This window comes from Streptococcus sp. F0441, assembly GCF_000314775.2.
GTDB lineage: Bacteria > Bacillota > Bacilli > Lactobacillales > Streptococcaceae > Streptococcus.
Map to the genome: position 1 here is coordinate 1,129,133 of NZ_KB373321.1, position 14,773 is coordinate 1,143,905.

General features: G+C 40.4%; 13 protein-coding genes. All 13 read right to left on the reverse strand.

Annotated elements, in window-relative coordinates; translation table 11 throughout:
• Nucleotides 1-61: 61 nt before the first annotated feature.
• Nucleotides 62-694, reverse strand: coding sequence for an ABC transporter ATP-binding protein (locus HMPREF9188_RS05455; protein ID WP_009730165.1), 633 nt, complete (start codon nucleotides 692-694; stop codon nucleotides 62-64).
• 1 nt (nucleotide 695) lies between these two features.
• The gene (locus HMPREF9188_RS05460; protein WP_009730166.1) at nucleotides 696-2,705 is read right to left on the reverse strand and encodes a DUF1430 domain-containing protein; all 2,010 of its coding nucleotides are present in this window, start codon (nucleotides 2,703-2,705) and stop codon (nucleotides 696-698) included.
• A gap of 267 nt (nucleotides 2,706-2,972) precedes the next feature.
• Entirely contained in the window at nucleotides 2,973-3,962 is a 990-nt protein-coding gene (locus tag HMPREF9188_RS05465; RefSeq protein ID WP_009730167.1) for a lipoate--protein ligase, read from the reverse strand.
• A gap of 59 nt (nucleotides 3,963-4,021) precedes the next feature.
• Nucleotides 4,022-5,725 (reverse strand): dihydrolipoyl dehydrogenase, encoded by a 1,704-nt coding sequence (gene lpdA / locus HMPREF9188_RS05470; protein ID WP_009730168.1) that lies wholly within the window; start codon nucleotides 5,723-5,725, stop codon nucleotides 4,022-4,024.
• Nucleotides 5,726-5,769: 44 nt separating this feature from the next.
• Nucleotides 5,770-6,813 (reverse strand): dihydrolipoamide acetyltransferase, encoded by a 1,044-nt coding sequence (locus HMPREF9188_RS05475; RefSeq protein ID WP_009730169.1) that lies wholly within the window; start codon nucleotides 6,811-6,813, stop codon nucleotides 5,770-5,772.
• A 535-nt stretch (nucleotides 6,814-7,348) separates the two neighbouring features.
• Nucleotides 7,349-8,341, reverse strand: coding sequence for an alpha-ketoacid dehydrogenase subunit beta (locus HMPREF9188_RS05480; protein WP_000448714.1), 993 nt, complete (start codon nucleotides 8,339-8,341; stop codon nucleotides 7,349-7,351).
• 15 nt (nucleotides 8,342-8,356) lie between these two features.
• A complete protein-coding gene (locus HMPREF9188_RS05485; protein WP_000105343.1) occupies nucleotides 8,357-9,325 on the reverse strand; it encodes a thiamine pyrophosphate-dependent dehydrogenase E1 component subunit alpha in 969 nt (322 codons plus the stop codon).
• Nucleotides 9,326-9,503: 178 nt separating this feature from the next.
• A complete protein-coding gene (locus HMPREF9188_RS05490) occupies nucleotides 9,504-10,844 on the reverse strand; it encodes an MATE family efflux transporter (RefSeq protein ID WP_009730170.1) in 1,341 nt (446 codons plus the stop codon).
• Between the two features lie 41 nt (nucleotides 10,845-10,885).
• The gene (locus HMPREF9188_RS05495; protein ID WP_009730171.1) at nucleotides 10,886-12,154 is read right to left on the reverse strand and encodes a dihydroorotase; all 1,269 of its coding nucleotides are present in this window, start codon (nucleotides 12,152-12,154) and stop codon (nucleotides 10,886-10,888) included.
• 12 nt (nucleotides 12,155-12,166) lie between these two features.
• Complete coding sequence (locus HMPREF9188_RS05500; RefSeq protein WP_009730172.1) at nucleotides 12,167-12,631, reverse strand: NUDIX hydrolase; 465 nt, start codon at nucleotides 12,629-12,631, stop codon at nucleotides 12,167-12,169.
• Nucleotides 12,632-12,640: 9 nt separating this feature from the next.
• The gene (locus HMPREF9188_RS05505; protein WP_009730173.1) at nucleotides 12,641-13,294 is read right to left on the reverse strand and encodes a uracil-DNA glycosylase; all 654 of its coding nucleotides are present in this window, start codon (nucleotides 13,292-13,294) and stop codon (nucleotides 12,641-12,643) included.
• A 61-nt stretch (nucleotides 13,295-13,355) separates the two neighbouring features.
• Entirely contained in the window at nucleotides 13,356-14,048 is a 693-nt protein-coding gene (locus tag HMPREF9188_RS05510) for a YjjG family noncanonical pyrimidine nucleotidase (RefSeq protein ID WP_009730174.1), read from the reverse strand.
• Nucleotides 14,049-14,083: 35 nt separating this feature from the next.
• Nucleotides 14,084-14,698 carry a hypothetical protein gene (locus HMPREF9188_RS05515; RefSeq protein WP_009730175.1) on the reverse strand — a complete coding sequence of 205 codons (615 nt, stop codon included), beginning with the start codon at nucleotides 14,696-14,698 and terminating at the stop codon, nucleotides 14,084-14,086.
• Nucleotides 14,699-14,773: the final 75 nt, after the last annotated feature.

Here is a 14,773-nt window from a genome sequence, read left to right on the forward strand (position 1 = left end):
AATTAAAATTATGACACAAATAGAAAATACTCTACGATTTTTAATCATAGAGTATTTTTACTTAGATAGTGTTTAACCGAATCACTTCATCAGCTTTTTCCCAAATCGCTGGGTTATGCGTTGCAAGAATCATCAAGCGATCTGGTTTTTTCAATGATAAAAGTAAGTTCATAATTTCTTGTGAAGTTTCTGGATCGAGCGCTGCAGTCAGTTCATCTGCTAAAATCAAAGGAGGATCCTTGAGGATGACTTTAGCCAAGGCGACACGTTGCGCTTCTCCGCCTGATAGTTCATAGATTTTTTGATCGAGAGTGAGATAATCCAATCCCACCTTTTCTAAGACCTCTTCTTCTCGCTGCTTCTTCTCTTGTTTCGTCAATTTTTGACCAATCAATCCAAGTTCTAAATTGGCCGCTACGGTCTCGTTTTCAAGAAGACCAAAGTTTTGAAAGAGATAGCCTAATTCATTTTTAAAAAAGTGATGAGATTTTATTTGCTTAAGTTCTTGCCCTCGATAGCTGATGCTTCCCTTTTCATAAGGTTCCAGCTTAGCCAGAATATTGAGTAAGGTTGTTTTGCCACAACCACTATTTCCGATTAGGGCATAGACCTTACCTGCTACAAATTGCAGATTGATATCCTGAAAGACAGTCCGTTCTCCAAATGATTTTGCCAGATGTTCTATTTTAATCATATTAGGCTCCTTTCAGAATAATGGGCAAGAAATGCTCCTCTTTATGCGAGCGATAAAGGAGAATCAGCCATGCATTAATCGTAAATAATAAAAGCGTGACGAGAGCGATCCACCATTCCTGTGTGAGAAAGAAAATCAGGACACTACCTAATAATAGCATGGCAATCTCTGATACAAGCATACTTTTGTGAATTTTCAAAAAGTCCATACCCGCAATCTTCTTCAGAAAGATCGGTCTTCTAAACTCTTCAAAATAGAGGAAATTCATGGTGTTAAAGAGTAGAATGGAGGTCGCCATTCCGAATACACCTCCAGCAATGGTCATGAGGTTCTCTAATTGAATGGATTGCATCATCTGCTGATAGACAGCTGCTGCATAGTCGTATTGACTCACGTTTTTTTCAAGCCCATTCTCAGCTACTAGCTTCTTGCTTTTTTCAAGTCCATCAAAATACAGATAAGAATTGAGATGAGAGAAATAAGGATTGTCATAGCCACCAAAACTTTTAGGTCGAACAACAACTAAAATCGGATCGGTCAAGAATTGCTGATAGCTCATCGGTGTATTATTATAGATAAATCGTTTTTGGTTGTTAGGAAGATAGGTCACCCGTGCTTTCATAGGCAACTGACTCTTTCCTTGTTCATCACTAGGAGTCAGATAATCTTCATAGCGTTTTTTCAACTCCTCTTCTTGACCTTTCAACTTTTCAGGGAGCAAGAGTCCAAATTCTCCAGCTTGTAAGTGATTCAAGCGCTCTTTTTCCTCAGGAGAAACTGAGATCCTTTGGATATCAAGGTAATTTGGAGTGACATACAGGGTATTGGCAAGAGGATCGTAATCTGTGATCGAAAGATCTCTTCCTGTTCTAGGATCGTTCATGAATCCTTTTGAATCAAAAGATGCGAGCTGATGTTGGACCAAGAGACCACCTTTTTCGATGCCAGACTCGATTAGCTTAGACCATTTGGCTCTTATTTCAATTTGCATCTCTTTATTTGTATTCTGTGAAAAATCCTCCCGATTTACACCAATTTGAACCCAATTCGTCTCTTTAGACCAAGCCACTTTCCCCTCTTGATAAGTCTGCCAGATAGAGCCATAGATGCTGACACGATGAATTGAGAGACCAATGACAGTGATTGCAAGAAATTGACATGTAAAGAGAAAAAACAAGACTCTTTTTAATGGAATCTTCCCCTTTAAAAGGCTGACCAAGTGTACTGTCTGAATACTGAATGCAAAGAAAAAGGATAGGAAAGCAGATAAAATAAATAAAAGTGTATTGTAAATAATACTACCTGAAATGATGAGGGAATAGGCAAAAGGGGTCAATTGTAAATAATAAATCAGAATAGCTCCTAGGACACTGCCGCCAATACATCCTAAAAACAATTCTTTAGCATCTTCCATGAGAGAATGTCCAAAGAGTTGGTATCGTCTTATTCCAGAAATGTAACGAATCCCTGCACTTCTCATTTCAAGTGTTTTTTGAATAATGGTCAATGCACCAAAACTGATGATAAAAATAACCAAGGCTAGAGATTGGGCACCAGAACCAAAAAATGCGATAAAATTTTGCAGGGGATTAGGGTTATTCATGAAACTTTTTGAAAAACCAAGATCGTGGAGTTTTTGATCCAATTTTTCAAGGGTTAAATTCCCAGATAGTATATAGTAATTGGTAAGCAAACTTTCCTTTGCAGCGAATTCTTTCTCTTCTTTTTTGATGCCATTAGGAAGTGCCCCTTCTCCGTAGATATCATACGAAAACTTAACTTGCCCTTTAGAATCCGTTTTTTCAATCTGGCGAGCGATTAGACTATTGCTTTCCCTTGCTAACTGATCTAAGTTGGACGAAAGCTCCTCATTGGTGACAGTTCTTTCTTGCTTAATAACTCCTACCACAGGGAGACTTCGGTAGATAACCGTATTTGGAGAAATAAAGGCAATCCAAAGAAGAAAGATTAGAATAAAAAGGTTCGAAAAAAGTATAAATAAACGTTTCATAACATCACACCTTCCTAGATGGACTTTGGAGATAAATACTCCAAGCTTTTCAAGTACTTTGTAAGACATTTATACAAATTCATTTCAAAAAACATAAACTACTTAGATTATGTTTTTTGCTGAACCCTTAGTTAGATCCTCAAGTCACACACTCATTTACTAACAATTCTTCACATCTGTATTATATCACTTTTTTAAAAAAATACAAATTATTATATATAAGATGACTCAAAAAGAAGCTGGTCATACAACCAGCTCCTTTTCCTTTTACCCCACTACCGCTTCAGCGATTTCTTCACGGCTAATACCAGCAAAGTAGCGTGTAATATCAATAGTTTCTAGAGCTTTAAGGACATCTTCGCGTTCATATTTCACGCCACGAAGGACATCTTCTACAGCTACAACGTCTTCGATACCAAAGAAGTCACCATAAATCTTGATGTCTTGAATTTTTGATTCAATGACGTTGGCAAAAATTTCAACCTTACCGCTAGTGAATTTTGTTCCACGACGAATGTTAAACTCAGGTGATTTACCATAGTTCCAGTCCCATGTACCAAACTTGGTATCCTTGATGCGATTGATTTCAGCCAATTCTTCCTCAGAAAAAACGTATTCGGTCATCTCTGGGTACTCTTTTTTCATGTATTCCAAAAGCAAATCACGGAATTCTTCAACTGTGATCTTTTCTGGTAATTCATTGACAATATTGGTTACACGGGCACGGACGGATTTCACACCTTTTGATTCAAATTTGTCCTTTGAAACCTTAAGTGCGTTAGCAAGGACTGACAAATCAACGTCAAAGAGCAAGCAACCGTGGTGCATGATACGACCGTTGATATAGGCTTGGGCATTGCCACAGAATTTCTTGCCATCAATCTCAAGGTCATTACGGCCTGTAAACTCAGCTTTAACCCCAAGTTGAGCCAAGGTATTAATAACTGGAGTTGAGAAGCTCTTGAAGTCAAAAGCCTTGTTTTCATCTTCTTTTGAAATGATTGTGTAGTTGAGATTGTTTAAATCGTGGTAAACAGCTCCACCGCCACTGATACGGCGGACCACCTCAATACCATTTTCTCGAACATAATCACGGTTGATTTCTTCGATAGTATTCTGGTGACGCCCGACAATGATAGATGGTTTGTTAATCCAAAGTAGGAAGATTTGATCCTCATCCAAAAGATGTTTAAAGGCATATTCTTCCAAGGCGATATTAAAGGCAGTGTCGTTTGAATGATTGATAATGTATTTCATGATATCCCTTTATACGATAGAGACTGGAAAATACCTTTCCAGTCTATTCTATCTTCGATTTATTTTTTCTTAGGTGAATGGATGGCCATTCCTAGAACATCTGCAAATGCTTCGTACATAACTTCAGAGTATGTTGGGTGTCCGTGGATAGTCTTCAGCATTTCTTCGACAGTAATTTCCATTTCAATAATGCTTGACGCTTCGTTGATCAATTCTGCAGCTGCAGGACCGATGATATGAACTCCAAGGATTTCTCCGTATTTCTTATCTGCAATGACTTTAACGAATCCTTGAGCCGCATCAGAAGCAATAGCACGACCGTTAGCTGCAAAGTTGAATTTACCGATAGCAACATCGTATTTCTCACGAGCTTGCTCTTCTGTTAAACCTACTGCTGCTACTTCAGGAAGAGTGTAAATGGCTGCAGGAGTTAAGTTAAGTTTCGCTACGACGTGGTTTCCTTTAAGTGCATTTTCAGCTGCTACTTCACCCATACGGAAGGCTGCGTGGGCTAACATCTTGGTACCATTGATGTCACCTGGAGCATAGATACCCGGAACAGAAGTTTCCATGTATTCGTTGACCTTGATGCGACCACGATCCAATTCAAACTCAACATCGCCAATACCTTCAAGATCTGGAACACGACCGATTGAAAGAAGAGCTTTGCTTGCGATGATATCGTCTTTTCCTTCAACTTTGATACGAAGTTGACCATCTTCCTCGATGATTTCTTGCAGTTTTGTACCTGTTAAGATGGTCATTCCTTTACGCTCAAGGATCAAGCGAAGGTTCTTAGACACCTCAGCATCCATAGCTGGAACGATACGGTCCATCATTTCGATAACAGTCACTTTTGAACCAAATGTCATGAAGGCTTGACCAAGTTCGATACCGACAACACCACCACCGATGATAACAAGGCTTTCTGGAACTTCGTTCATTTCAAGAATGTCGTCACTTGTCATCACGAGTGATGATTCCATACCAGGAACGTTGATCTTGCTGACTTTTGAACCACCAGCAAGGATGATTTTCTTGGTTTCAAGCAATTCTGAACCATTAACCAAGACATTCTTGTCTTTAGTGATGGTTCCAATTCCTTTATGAACAGTAACTCCGTAGCTACGAAGAAGACCTGCAACTCCGCCAACCAAAGTATTGACAACCTTAGACTTGGTTTCAAGGAGTTTGTCCATATCTACAGTGAAGTTTGGATTTTCGATGACGATACCACGGTTTGCTGCATGACCGATGTTTTCGATGATTTCAGCGTTGTGAAGGTATGTCTTAGTTGGGATACAGCCACGGTTCAAGCACGTTCCACCGAGTTCAGATTTCTCAACAAGGGCAACCTTCCCACCGAGTTGGGCTGCTTTAATCGCCGCAACATAACCAGCAGGACCTCCACCAATCACAACGATATCAAAGACATCATCACTCTTACCATCGTCGTTTGAGGCACTTGCTGCAGGTGCAGGTTTTGATTCTGGCGCAGCTGCTCCAGCAGTTGGGATGTTTTCCCCTTCTTCGCCAAGATAACCGATAACTTCAGTTACTGGAACAGTTTCCCCATCTCCTTTAAGGATGGCAATCAAGTATCCATCTTCTTCAGCTTCCAATTCCATGCTGACTTTGTCAGTCATGATTTCCAAAAGGATTTCTCCTTCTTTTACAAATTCACCGACTTTTTTATTCCATTGGACAATTTGTCCTTCGGTCATATCCACGCCGGCTTTTGGCATAATTACTTCTAAGGCCATGTCTTACTTCCTTTATCTAAATCTCTAAAATAATAATAGCTGACTTAAACCAACATTGAGATTGGATTCTCAATCAAGGCTTTCAAGTCTTTCATAAACTTAGCACCAGCCATACCATCTACGACACGGTGGTCAATGGTTAATCCTAGACTCATGATTGGTCGGATAACAATCTCACCATTGACAACAACTGGTTTCTCGATTGTCGAACTGACACCCAGAATAGCTGAGTTGGGTTGGTTGATGATTGGACCAAAGGACTGAACACCAAACATTCCCAAGTTACTGATAGTAAATGTTGAATTTTGAAGTTCACTAGGAGCCAATTTACCATCCAAGGTACGACCAATAACGTCTTTAAATGCCACAACCAGCTCTGACAGACTTAGTTTCTCAGCATTGTAAACAACAGGTGTCATCAATCCATTATCCATCCCAACCGCCATAGCAAGGTTGACATAGTTATGAGTGATAATGGTCTTACCATCTTCAGTCAATGAAGCGTTGATGTAAGGGTGTTTCATCAATGTCTTAACAACAGCTAGTGAAAGAAGGTCTGTAACCGTTACTTTCTTACCAGTTGCTTCCATAATCGGATCAAGAACCTTCTTACGAAGAGCTAGCATTTCAGACATATCGACATCGTAGTTGAGTGTGAAAGTTGGCGCAGTTAGGTAAGATTCAACCATACGTTGGGCGATAACCTTACGCATTGGTGTCATTGGAATACGCTCAATCTCACCATAAGGAGTGATATTGTCTGGAACTTCTTCCACTTTTTCGATTTGAGCAGGAGATTTGATGGTGTCGTTTTCGATATTTTCAGGAAGGAAGGCCAAAACGTCCTTCTTCATGATCTTACCACGATGACCAGTTCCTTGGATTTCCTGCCAAGCAATGTTATGTTCGAGGGCAATTCGTTTTGCAAGTGGCGAAATGCGAACCACGTTTGTGTCTTTATAAGTTTCCACGTCTTCTTTGTGGACACGACCGTTTGCACCTGAGCCAGAAACGTCGTAGAGGTTGATCCCTAGATCATCCGCTAACTTTCTAGCCGCAGGAGTCGCTCTTAGCTTGTCATCAGCCATGACCTCTCCAATTCTAATTATGATACTAAGGGCGTAAAAAGCGACTGAAAAATAGGAAATCTACGCAGACTTTGATGAAGTCAAGGAGATTTATCTTTTTTCCGAGCTTTTAGCCCGTGCTCTAATCTAAGATAGTAAGGACGAAGAGGGCAATGAAAAAATAGGAGATTGACGATGTGTTCGATGAACACAAGGAAATCTATCTTTTTTTCGCAGACCTCCGTCCGAATTCAATTAAATGATACTAAGGGTGTTTAAAAGCGACCGAAAAATAGGAAATCAAGGAGATTTATCATTTTCCGAGCTTTTAGCCCGTGTTCAACTCTACAAGTAACTTGGACACGGAACGTGTCTCAAGTTACTACGGTTGCCGCTATCAGGCGACCAACCTAGTAGACTTACTAAGTTTTTTGACGAATATTATCGATTCGCCAAAAAACTGTCACAACTTTACAAATAAGTTAGATACAAAACATATCTTAAGTTACTAAAGTTAAAAATCTCTAAAATATTACATAATTTAATTTATGCAAGATTATTCTTTGTTATAAGTTTTTCGGATGGCATCTTTGATGCTTTCAACTGTTGGAATCATTGCATTCTCTAGGTTTTGTGCGTAAGGCATTGGCACATCTTCTCCGGCGCAACGGCGGATTGGTGCATCTAGATAGTCAAATGCTTCTGATTCTGAAATAATTGCTGAAATCTCGCCGATATAGCCACTTGTTTTGTGGGCATCGTTGACCAGAACGACCTTTCCAGTCTTCTTAACTGAGTTAATGATGATATCCTTATCAAGCGGTACAAGGGTACGTGGGTCCACAATTTCAACCGAAATTCCTTCTTCTGCCAATTCTTCAGCTGCTTGAACCACACGGCGAAGCATTTTACCGTAAGTAACAACTGTTACATCCGTTCCTTCGCGTTTAATTTCGCCAACTCCAAGTGGGATTGTGTAGTCTGGATCAACTGGCACTTCCCCTTTTTGGTTAAATTCTGACTTGTACTCAAGAATGATAACAGGGTTATTATCACGGATAGAAGATTTTAGCAGTCCTTTCATGTCAGCAGGTGTACCTGGTGCTACAACCTTAAGTCCAGGAATGTGAGTGAACCAAGACTCTAAAGATTGTGAGTGCTGGGCCGCAGAACCAACTCCGTTACCAGCTGCACATCGAACTGTCATTGGAACCTGACCTTTACCACCAAACATATAACGTGTTTTAGCAGCTTGGTTGACGATATTGTCCATAGCAATGACTGAGAAATCCATAAAGGTCATATCAACGATTGGGCGAAGTCCTGTCATAGCTGCTCCTGCTGCTGCTCCCGAGATGGCAGCTTCAGAAATAGGACAGTCACGGACACGTTCTGGACCAAATTCTTCAAGCATTCCGACAGAAGTTCCGAAGTCTCCTCCGAAGACACCGACGTCTTCTCCCATCAAGAATACATTTTCATCGCGACGCATTTCCTCAGACATAGCAAGGATAATGGTGTCACGGAACGACATTGTTTTTGTTTCCATTTTATCTCTTTCTCCTTAGTCTGCGTAAATATCTTCAAATGCTGATTCTAGTGGTGGGAATGGGCTTTCTTCCGCAAATTTAACAGAAGCTTCTACTGCTTCCTTGACTTGCGCTTGAATTTCTTCCAATTCTTCTGCACTTGCAATATTGTTTTCAATGAGGTATTTGCGAAGATTTTCGATTGGGTCTTTTTGTTTCCACAATTCCACTTCTTCACGAGTACGATATTTACCAGGGTCAGATGATGAGTGACCAAGCCAGCGATAAGTGATACTTTCGATCAAAACTGGTCCATTGCCACCACGAACATGGTCTACGGCTTTCTTAAATCCTTCATAGACATTGATGACATTGTTTCCATCTTCGATAAACATTCCAGGGATTCCATAAGCAGCACTACGTTGATGGATATGCTCCACATTCGTCATTTTCTTGATATCCGCAGAGATACCGTAACCGTTGTTAATGCAATAGAAAATGACTGGCAGGTTCCAGATAGAAGCCATGTTTACTGCTTCGTGAAAGACACCTTCGTTGGTCGCACCATCTCCAAAGAAGCAAACAACGATTTTACCGGTATTTTTCATTTGCTGACTGAGGGCTGCGCCAACAGCGATTCCCATACCACCACCTACGATACCATTGGCACCAAGGTTACCAGCATCCAGGTCAGCGATGTGCATAGAACCACCTTTACCTTTACAAGTTCCAGTGTATTTGCCAAGGATTTCAGCCATCATTCCATTGAGGTCAATTCCTTTGGCAATAGCTTGTCCGTGACCACGGTGGTTTGAGGTAATTAGATCATCTGGATTGAGAGCCAACATAGCACCCACGTTAGCTGCCTCTTCTCCAACAGAAAAGTGCGTCATTCCTGGCACTTTCCCTTTCTTTACTAATTGCGCAATTTTTAAGTCCATACGACGGATTTCTTCCATCTTACGGAACATCTCTAGCAAAAGATTTATATCTAAAGTTGACATCTTCTTGCCTTTCTAACTTTGTACTTACTTTACTATTTTACCGTTTTTAGAAAACACTGTCAAAGTATATGACCGTTAAAATTTCACAAGGTAAAAAAATAAATCCCCGTTTTAACAGGGATTTTCTTTAGTTAGAGTATTTTTTCACAAACTTGTTTTTCGGGATGTTTTCCAAAAATTAGCCCAATCTTTTCATTATGGATTTCAAACGCCATTGATACAAACAGCCAGAAACAATCAAGCTGGCAATTAACCCAATCCAGTAGGCATATGCTCCTAAGTCAGTTGCCTGATCTAGTAGATATCCTAGAGGTATCGCTACTCCCCAATACCCGATTAAGCCAAGATAGAAAGGAACGATAGTGTCCTTATAGCCTCTTAGAATCCCCTGGAGCGGTGCCGCAAAGGTATCTGCTAACTGGAAGAAGAGACTGTAAGTCAGAAATACAGCAGTTGTTTCAATGAACTGAGAGTCATTCCCATATAGACTTGCTACACGATCTCTAAAAATGTAGAGAAAGGACAGGGTAAGACCAGCAAAAATAAGGGCTGTTATTCTCCCCAGACGAGCATAGGTTTTTGCATCCTCAAAACGTTTAGCCCCCACCTCGTAAGACACAACAATTGCCATAGCAGAGGAAATACTCATGGGAAAAGCGTACATGAGACTCGAAAAATTCATAGCTGACTGGTGACTGGCGATGATGAGCGATGAAAACTTAGCCATGATTAGTCCCACCACGGAGAAAATAGCCACTTCCGCAAATACGGTTCCTCCGATTGGTAGACCTAATCGAACACCTTCCTTGATTTTATCTATATTGAGTGGAATAGGTTTTTCAAGATGTAACGCTTTTAATCTTTCCTGTTTGAACAAAACAAGCAGGGAAATTCCCAATAAAACCCAATAGGCTAGAGAAGTTCCTAGACCTGCTCCTGCACCACCAAGCTCTGGAAAACCAAGAGCTCCATATATCAAAAGATAGTTAAAACCACTATTTAGCGGAAGTAACAAAAGCATGAGGTACATAGATAGCTTGGTCAAACCAAGAGAATCCAACAAAGACCGAATGACACTAAAAAGCAACAAGGGAATAATGCCGATAGACAAATACCAAAGATAGGAAACTGCAACTGCCGCTACTTGAGCTTCTAGTCCGATATGATTTAAGACAAGAGGTGCCAAGAAAAGTACCAGTCCCAGTAAGACCACAGATAGACCCAAGGACAAATAGATGAACTGGTAAAAATCTGACGCAACTTCTTCCTTTTTGCCCCGTCCCAGATGATGGCCTATGATGGGAACCATGGCCGAAACAATCCCTGTTAAAAAAGTGAAGAAAGGATTCCATAGACTCGTTGCGGTTGACACCCCCGCCAAGTCCATGGTATTGTACTGCCCAGTCATGGTTGTATCGACAAAGGAGGCAGAATAATTGGCAAACTGATAAATCAGGATAGGAAAAAATATCTTAAGAAATAAGACAAACTTATCTTTAAATTGATGGGTTGGGTACATATACGCTCTCTATTCTTATAGTTTATAGAGCAGAGTCCCATCTAGTTTTGATAGACGATTTGTCCCTTACAGATAGTATATTTGACCTGCCCTTTTAAAGTTTCCCCGATAAATGGAGAATTGGCTGATTTTGAAGCGAAGTTTGGACCAACAGTACGATCAGCCTTGTCATCAAAGACAGTGATGTCCGCTGGACCATTTTCAGCCAAGTAGCCTGCTTCAAAGTTGTACAATTTAGCTGGATTGACAGTCATTTTTTCTAGTAATTCCATCAAGCTTAGTTCACCAGCTTCCACCAAATAAGTCAAACCAAGAGAAAGAGAGGTTTCCAAACCAGTCATACCAGATGGCGCTTTGGTGATATCTTCTACATTTTTCTCATCTGCATGGTGAGGCGCGTGGTCCGTTGCGATAACTGTGATGACACCTGACTTGAGACCTTCGATAACGGCACGGCGGTCTGACTCCAAACGAAGCGGAGGATTCATTTTAGCATTGCTACCTTGAGTTAAAAGAAGAGTTTCTGTCTTAGAAAAATGTTGTGGTGCCACTTCTGCTGTGACTTGGGCCCCCAAACCTTGAGCAAACTCTACTACTTTGACACTTTCTTCCTTAGATAAATGCTGGATGTGAACATGGGCCTTAGTTGCATAGGCAATCATGACATCACGCGCAATCATGGCGTATTCTGCCACCCCTGTCGCACCACAGATCTTGAAGTGATCTTTAGCGATGTTTTCATTAAAGCCAAGAATACCGTTCAATCCGGGATCTTCCTCGTGTAGACAAACAAAGGTGCCAAGTTTTTTAGCAGTTTCCAAGACTTCTTTGAGAACCTTGCTGCTTTCGAGTGGAATACCATCATCTGAGAAACCAACCGCACCAGCTTCTAAGAGTGCCTTAAAGTCAGTCAAGTCTTGGCCATTAAAGTTCTTAGTAATGGTCGCAACTGTCTTGATATTAATCTTTTCCTTGGCAGCAGACTGGAGAACTTCTTGCAAAGTCTCTACGTCTGAGATGGTTGGATTGGTATTAGCCATCATGACAACCGTTGTAAAACCACCTGCAGCAGCCGCTAGTGCCCCAGTATGGATGTCCTCCTTGTGGGTCTGACCAGGTTCACGGAAATGAACATGAATATCAACTAGTCCAGGCGCAACTACAAGACCAGTAGCATCAATTAGCTCTGCTCCTTCTTCCTTGATTTCAGGGGCAATTTTGACAATTTTCCCATCTTGGACCAAAACATCACACACTTGATCCAAACCAGACTTGGGATCCATTACACGACCATTTTTGATTAATAACATCTGCTTTCTCCTTTATTCATAAAAATCAACTTGGGTATCCAACAATTTATCCCCATCATAAACAAACTTAGCTGAAAAGAAGGGTTTGTCCTCTAAAAGCCACTCAACAAAGGTGTGGTCACCCTCCCAAGTTGGCTTGCTCAAAACTTCATCATAGGGAACCCATTCTAATGTTCCCTCGTTGCATTCAATCAACTCACCTTCAAACTCTGTCACCTTAAAAACATAGGTGTACCAGTCTAAATCTGGCGTGAATTCTGGAAAAGTGATGACACCTTTTAGAACTGGCTTGGCTTTGAGGCCGGTCTCTTCGAGGATTTCACGCGCAGCGCATTCTTGAGGTGTCTCCCCTCGCTCTAGCTTACCACCCACACCAATCCATTTGCCTTCATGGACATCATTCGGCTTCTTATTGCGATGCAGCATGAGCAGTTCTTTTCCGTTATCAATGTAGCAAATCGTCGCTAACTGAGGCATATTCTCTCCTTATCTAAGCCAATCGATTGGCACTTGTTCTGTCTCTTTTAAAAATGCATTAGCCTTGGAAAAAGGCTTGGAACCCCAAAATCCTCTGAAAACAGATAAAGGACTGGGATGAGCTGATTCGATAATCAAATGGTGAGGATTAGTAATCAAGGCCTTCTTCTTACGTGCATAAGCGCCCCAGAGTACAAAGACTACAGGTCTGTCTAGATTATTGACAACCTGAATCACAGCATCTGTAAAAGGCTCCCATATCTGCCCAGAATGACCATTGGCTTGACCAGCAGGAACCGTCAAGCAAGCATTGAGAAGTAAGACTCCTTGCTCAGCCCAAGCCGTTAAATCATGGGATTTCTTAACCCCGATATCATCTGACAATTCTTTCAAGATATTTTGCAAGGACGGTGGCGCTGGAATAGCATCGGGTACAGAAAAACTCAAGCCCTGAGCTTGACCTGGCCCGTGATAGGGGTCTTGCCCTAGAATCACCACCTTAACTTCTTCAAGCGGTGTAGTCAATAGAGCCTGAAAAATCTTTTCCTTAGGTGGATAAACAGTTCCCTGAGCATAGACCTGATCCATAAACTGATTGATTTTCCCGAAATAACCCTCAGGTAATTGCTCCTTAATCAAAGCATGCCAAGATGAGTGTTGCATCGCCAACTCCTTCGTTTTTACTGCCTCTATTATAGCAAAAAGTGGCTATCTAAACCACTTTTTACAGTTTATCCAAACAATCCAGCAAGTCTTGGTAAGAATGAACTTCATAGGTTGGCTGGGTTTGTGTGTGATTTTCGAGGTGATGAGGGTTGTACCAGATAGTATCGATACCAGCATTATTGCCACCTTGGATGTCAGCTGTCAGGGAATCTCCAATCATCAGCGTCTTTTCTTTGCTAAATTCTGCAATCTGCTGACCGATTTTTTCATAGAATAGTGCATCAGGCTTTTGTGTTTGCAGTTGCTCGGAGATAAAGACTTGGTTGAAATAGGGAGCCAGACCTGATTGAGCCAAACGTCCTGTCTGAATGGCAGTAATCCCATTTGTCGCAGCGTATAGCTCATAATCTCTCTCGATGAGGCTGTCCAAGAGTTCATGAGCACCCGAAAGAGTTTGCCCCTGTTGGGCTAAGTAAAATTGATAACGCTGGGCAAGTAACATACCATCTTTTTCCTGTCCGAAATAGGCAAATAAACGAGAAAAGCGCGTGTTGACCAGCTCTTGTTTACTAATTTTCTTTTGCTCCAAGTCCTTCCAGAGAGCATTGTTCATGGGAACGTAATAGTCTTTGTAGGCTTGAATATCCGCAACTCCTTCTTCTTTTAGAAGTTGCGTCAGAGCCACATCCTCAGCAGTATCGAAATCAAGCAAGGTATGGTCAAGGTCGAAAAGTAAAAATTTGTAGGGCAATTTAATGGTTTTCCTTTCTGAGTGAGAAAAAGTTGCTAATATTTATTTGGGAAATATTCTTTTCCCAACTGCCATAAGTACTGATCAATTTCTTTAAGATTAAATTCTTCTAATCCATAGTATTCTCTAAAAGCAATAATTATATTTTTAAATTTTTGATAATCTTTTGGGTCTGCATTCTTAAAGTTGAAAAATTTATCTGTTTTTCTAAAATATTTTAATACCTTTTCTACATAGCTATCATAAATAGGGTATTCGTTAGGGTTATGATGAGAACAGTATTTGGTAGAAAAAGAATAAAACTTTCTAGTGACTCCATTAATAGTAACATTTTGAATTTCATTGACTAAAGTTACATCACCTTGTTTCAACCTCTCATCAATTCTAAGACTCAGTATATGCTCTGCAACTGGATAAACTGAAAAAATATTTGTGCTATAAAAATCATTTAATGTAGCAACCTTTAATAAGATATCAGAAATTTCTTCGTTACTTGGTAATAGCTCAAAAAACAATTTATCTAAAGCATCTTCTTGCAACTGATAATTTTTAAGATTTTTCCACGATTTTAAGTATTTTTCAACTTCAATGGCTGACGGTTTAGAAATAACAATTTCTGGTTTCTCTTTTCTGTTGTAGTTTCTTTGCATATCTATCACACTTCAAGTAGTTATTCAAAAGATTTGATAGATTAATTATAGCATATTACAAAAACGAATGGGTAA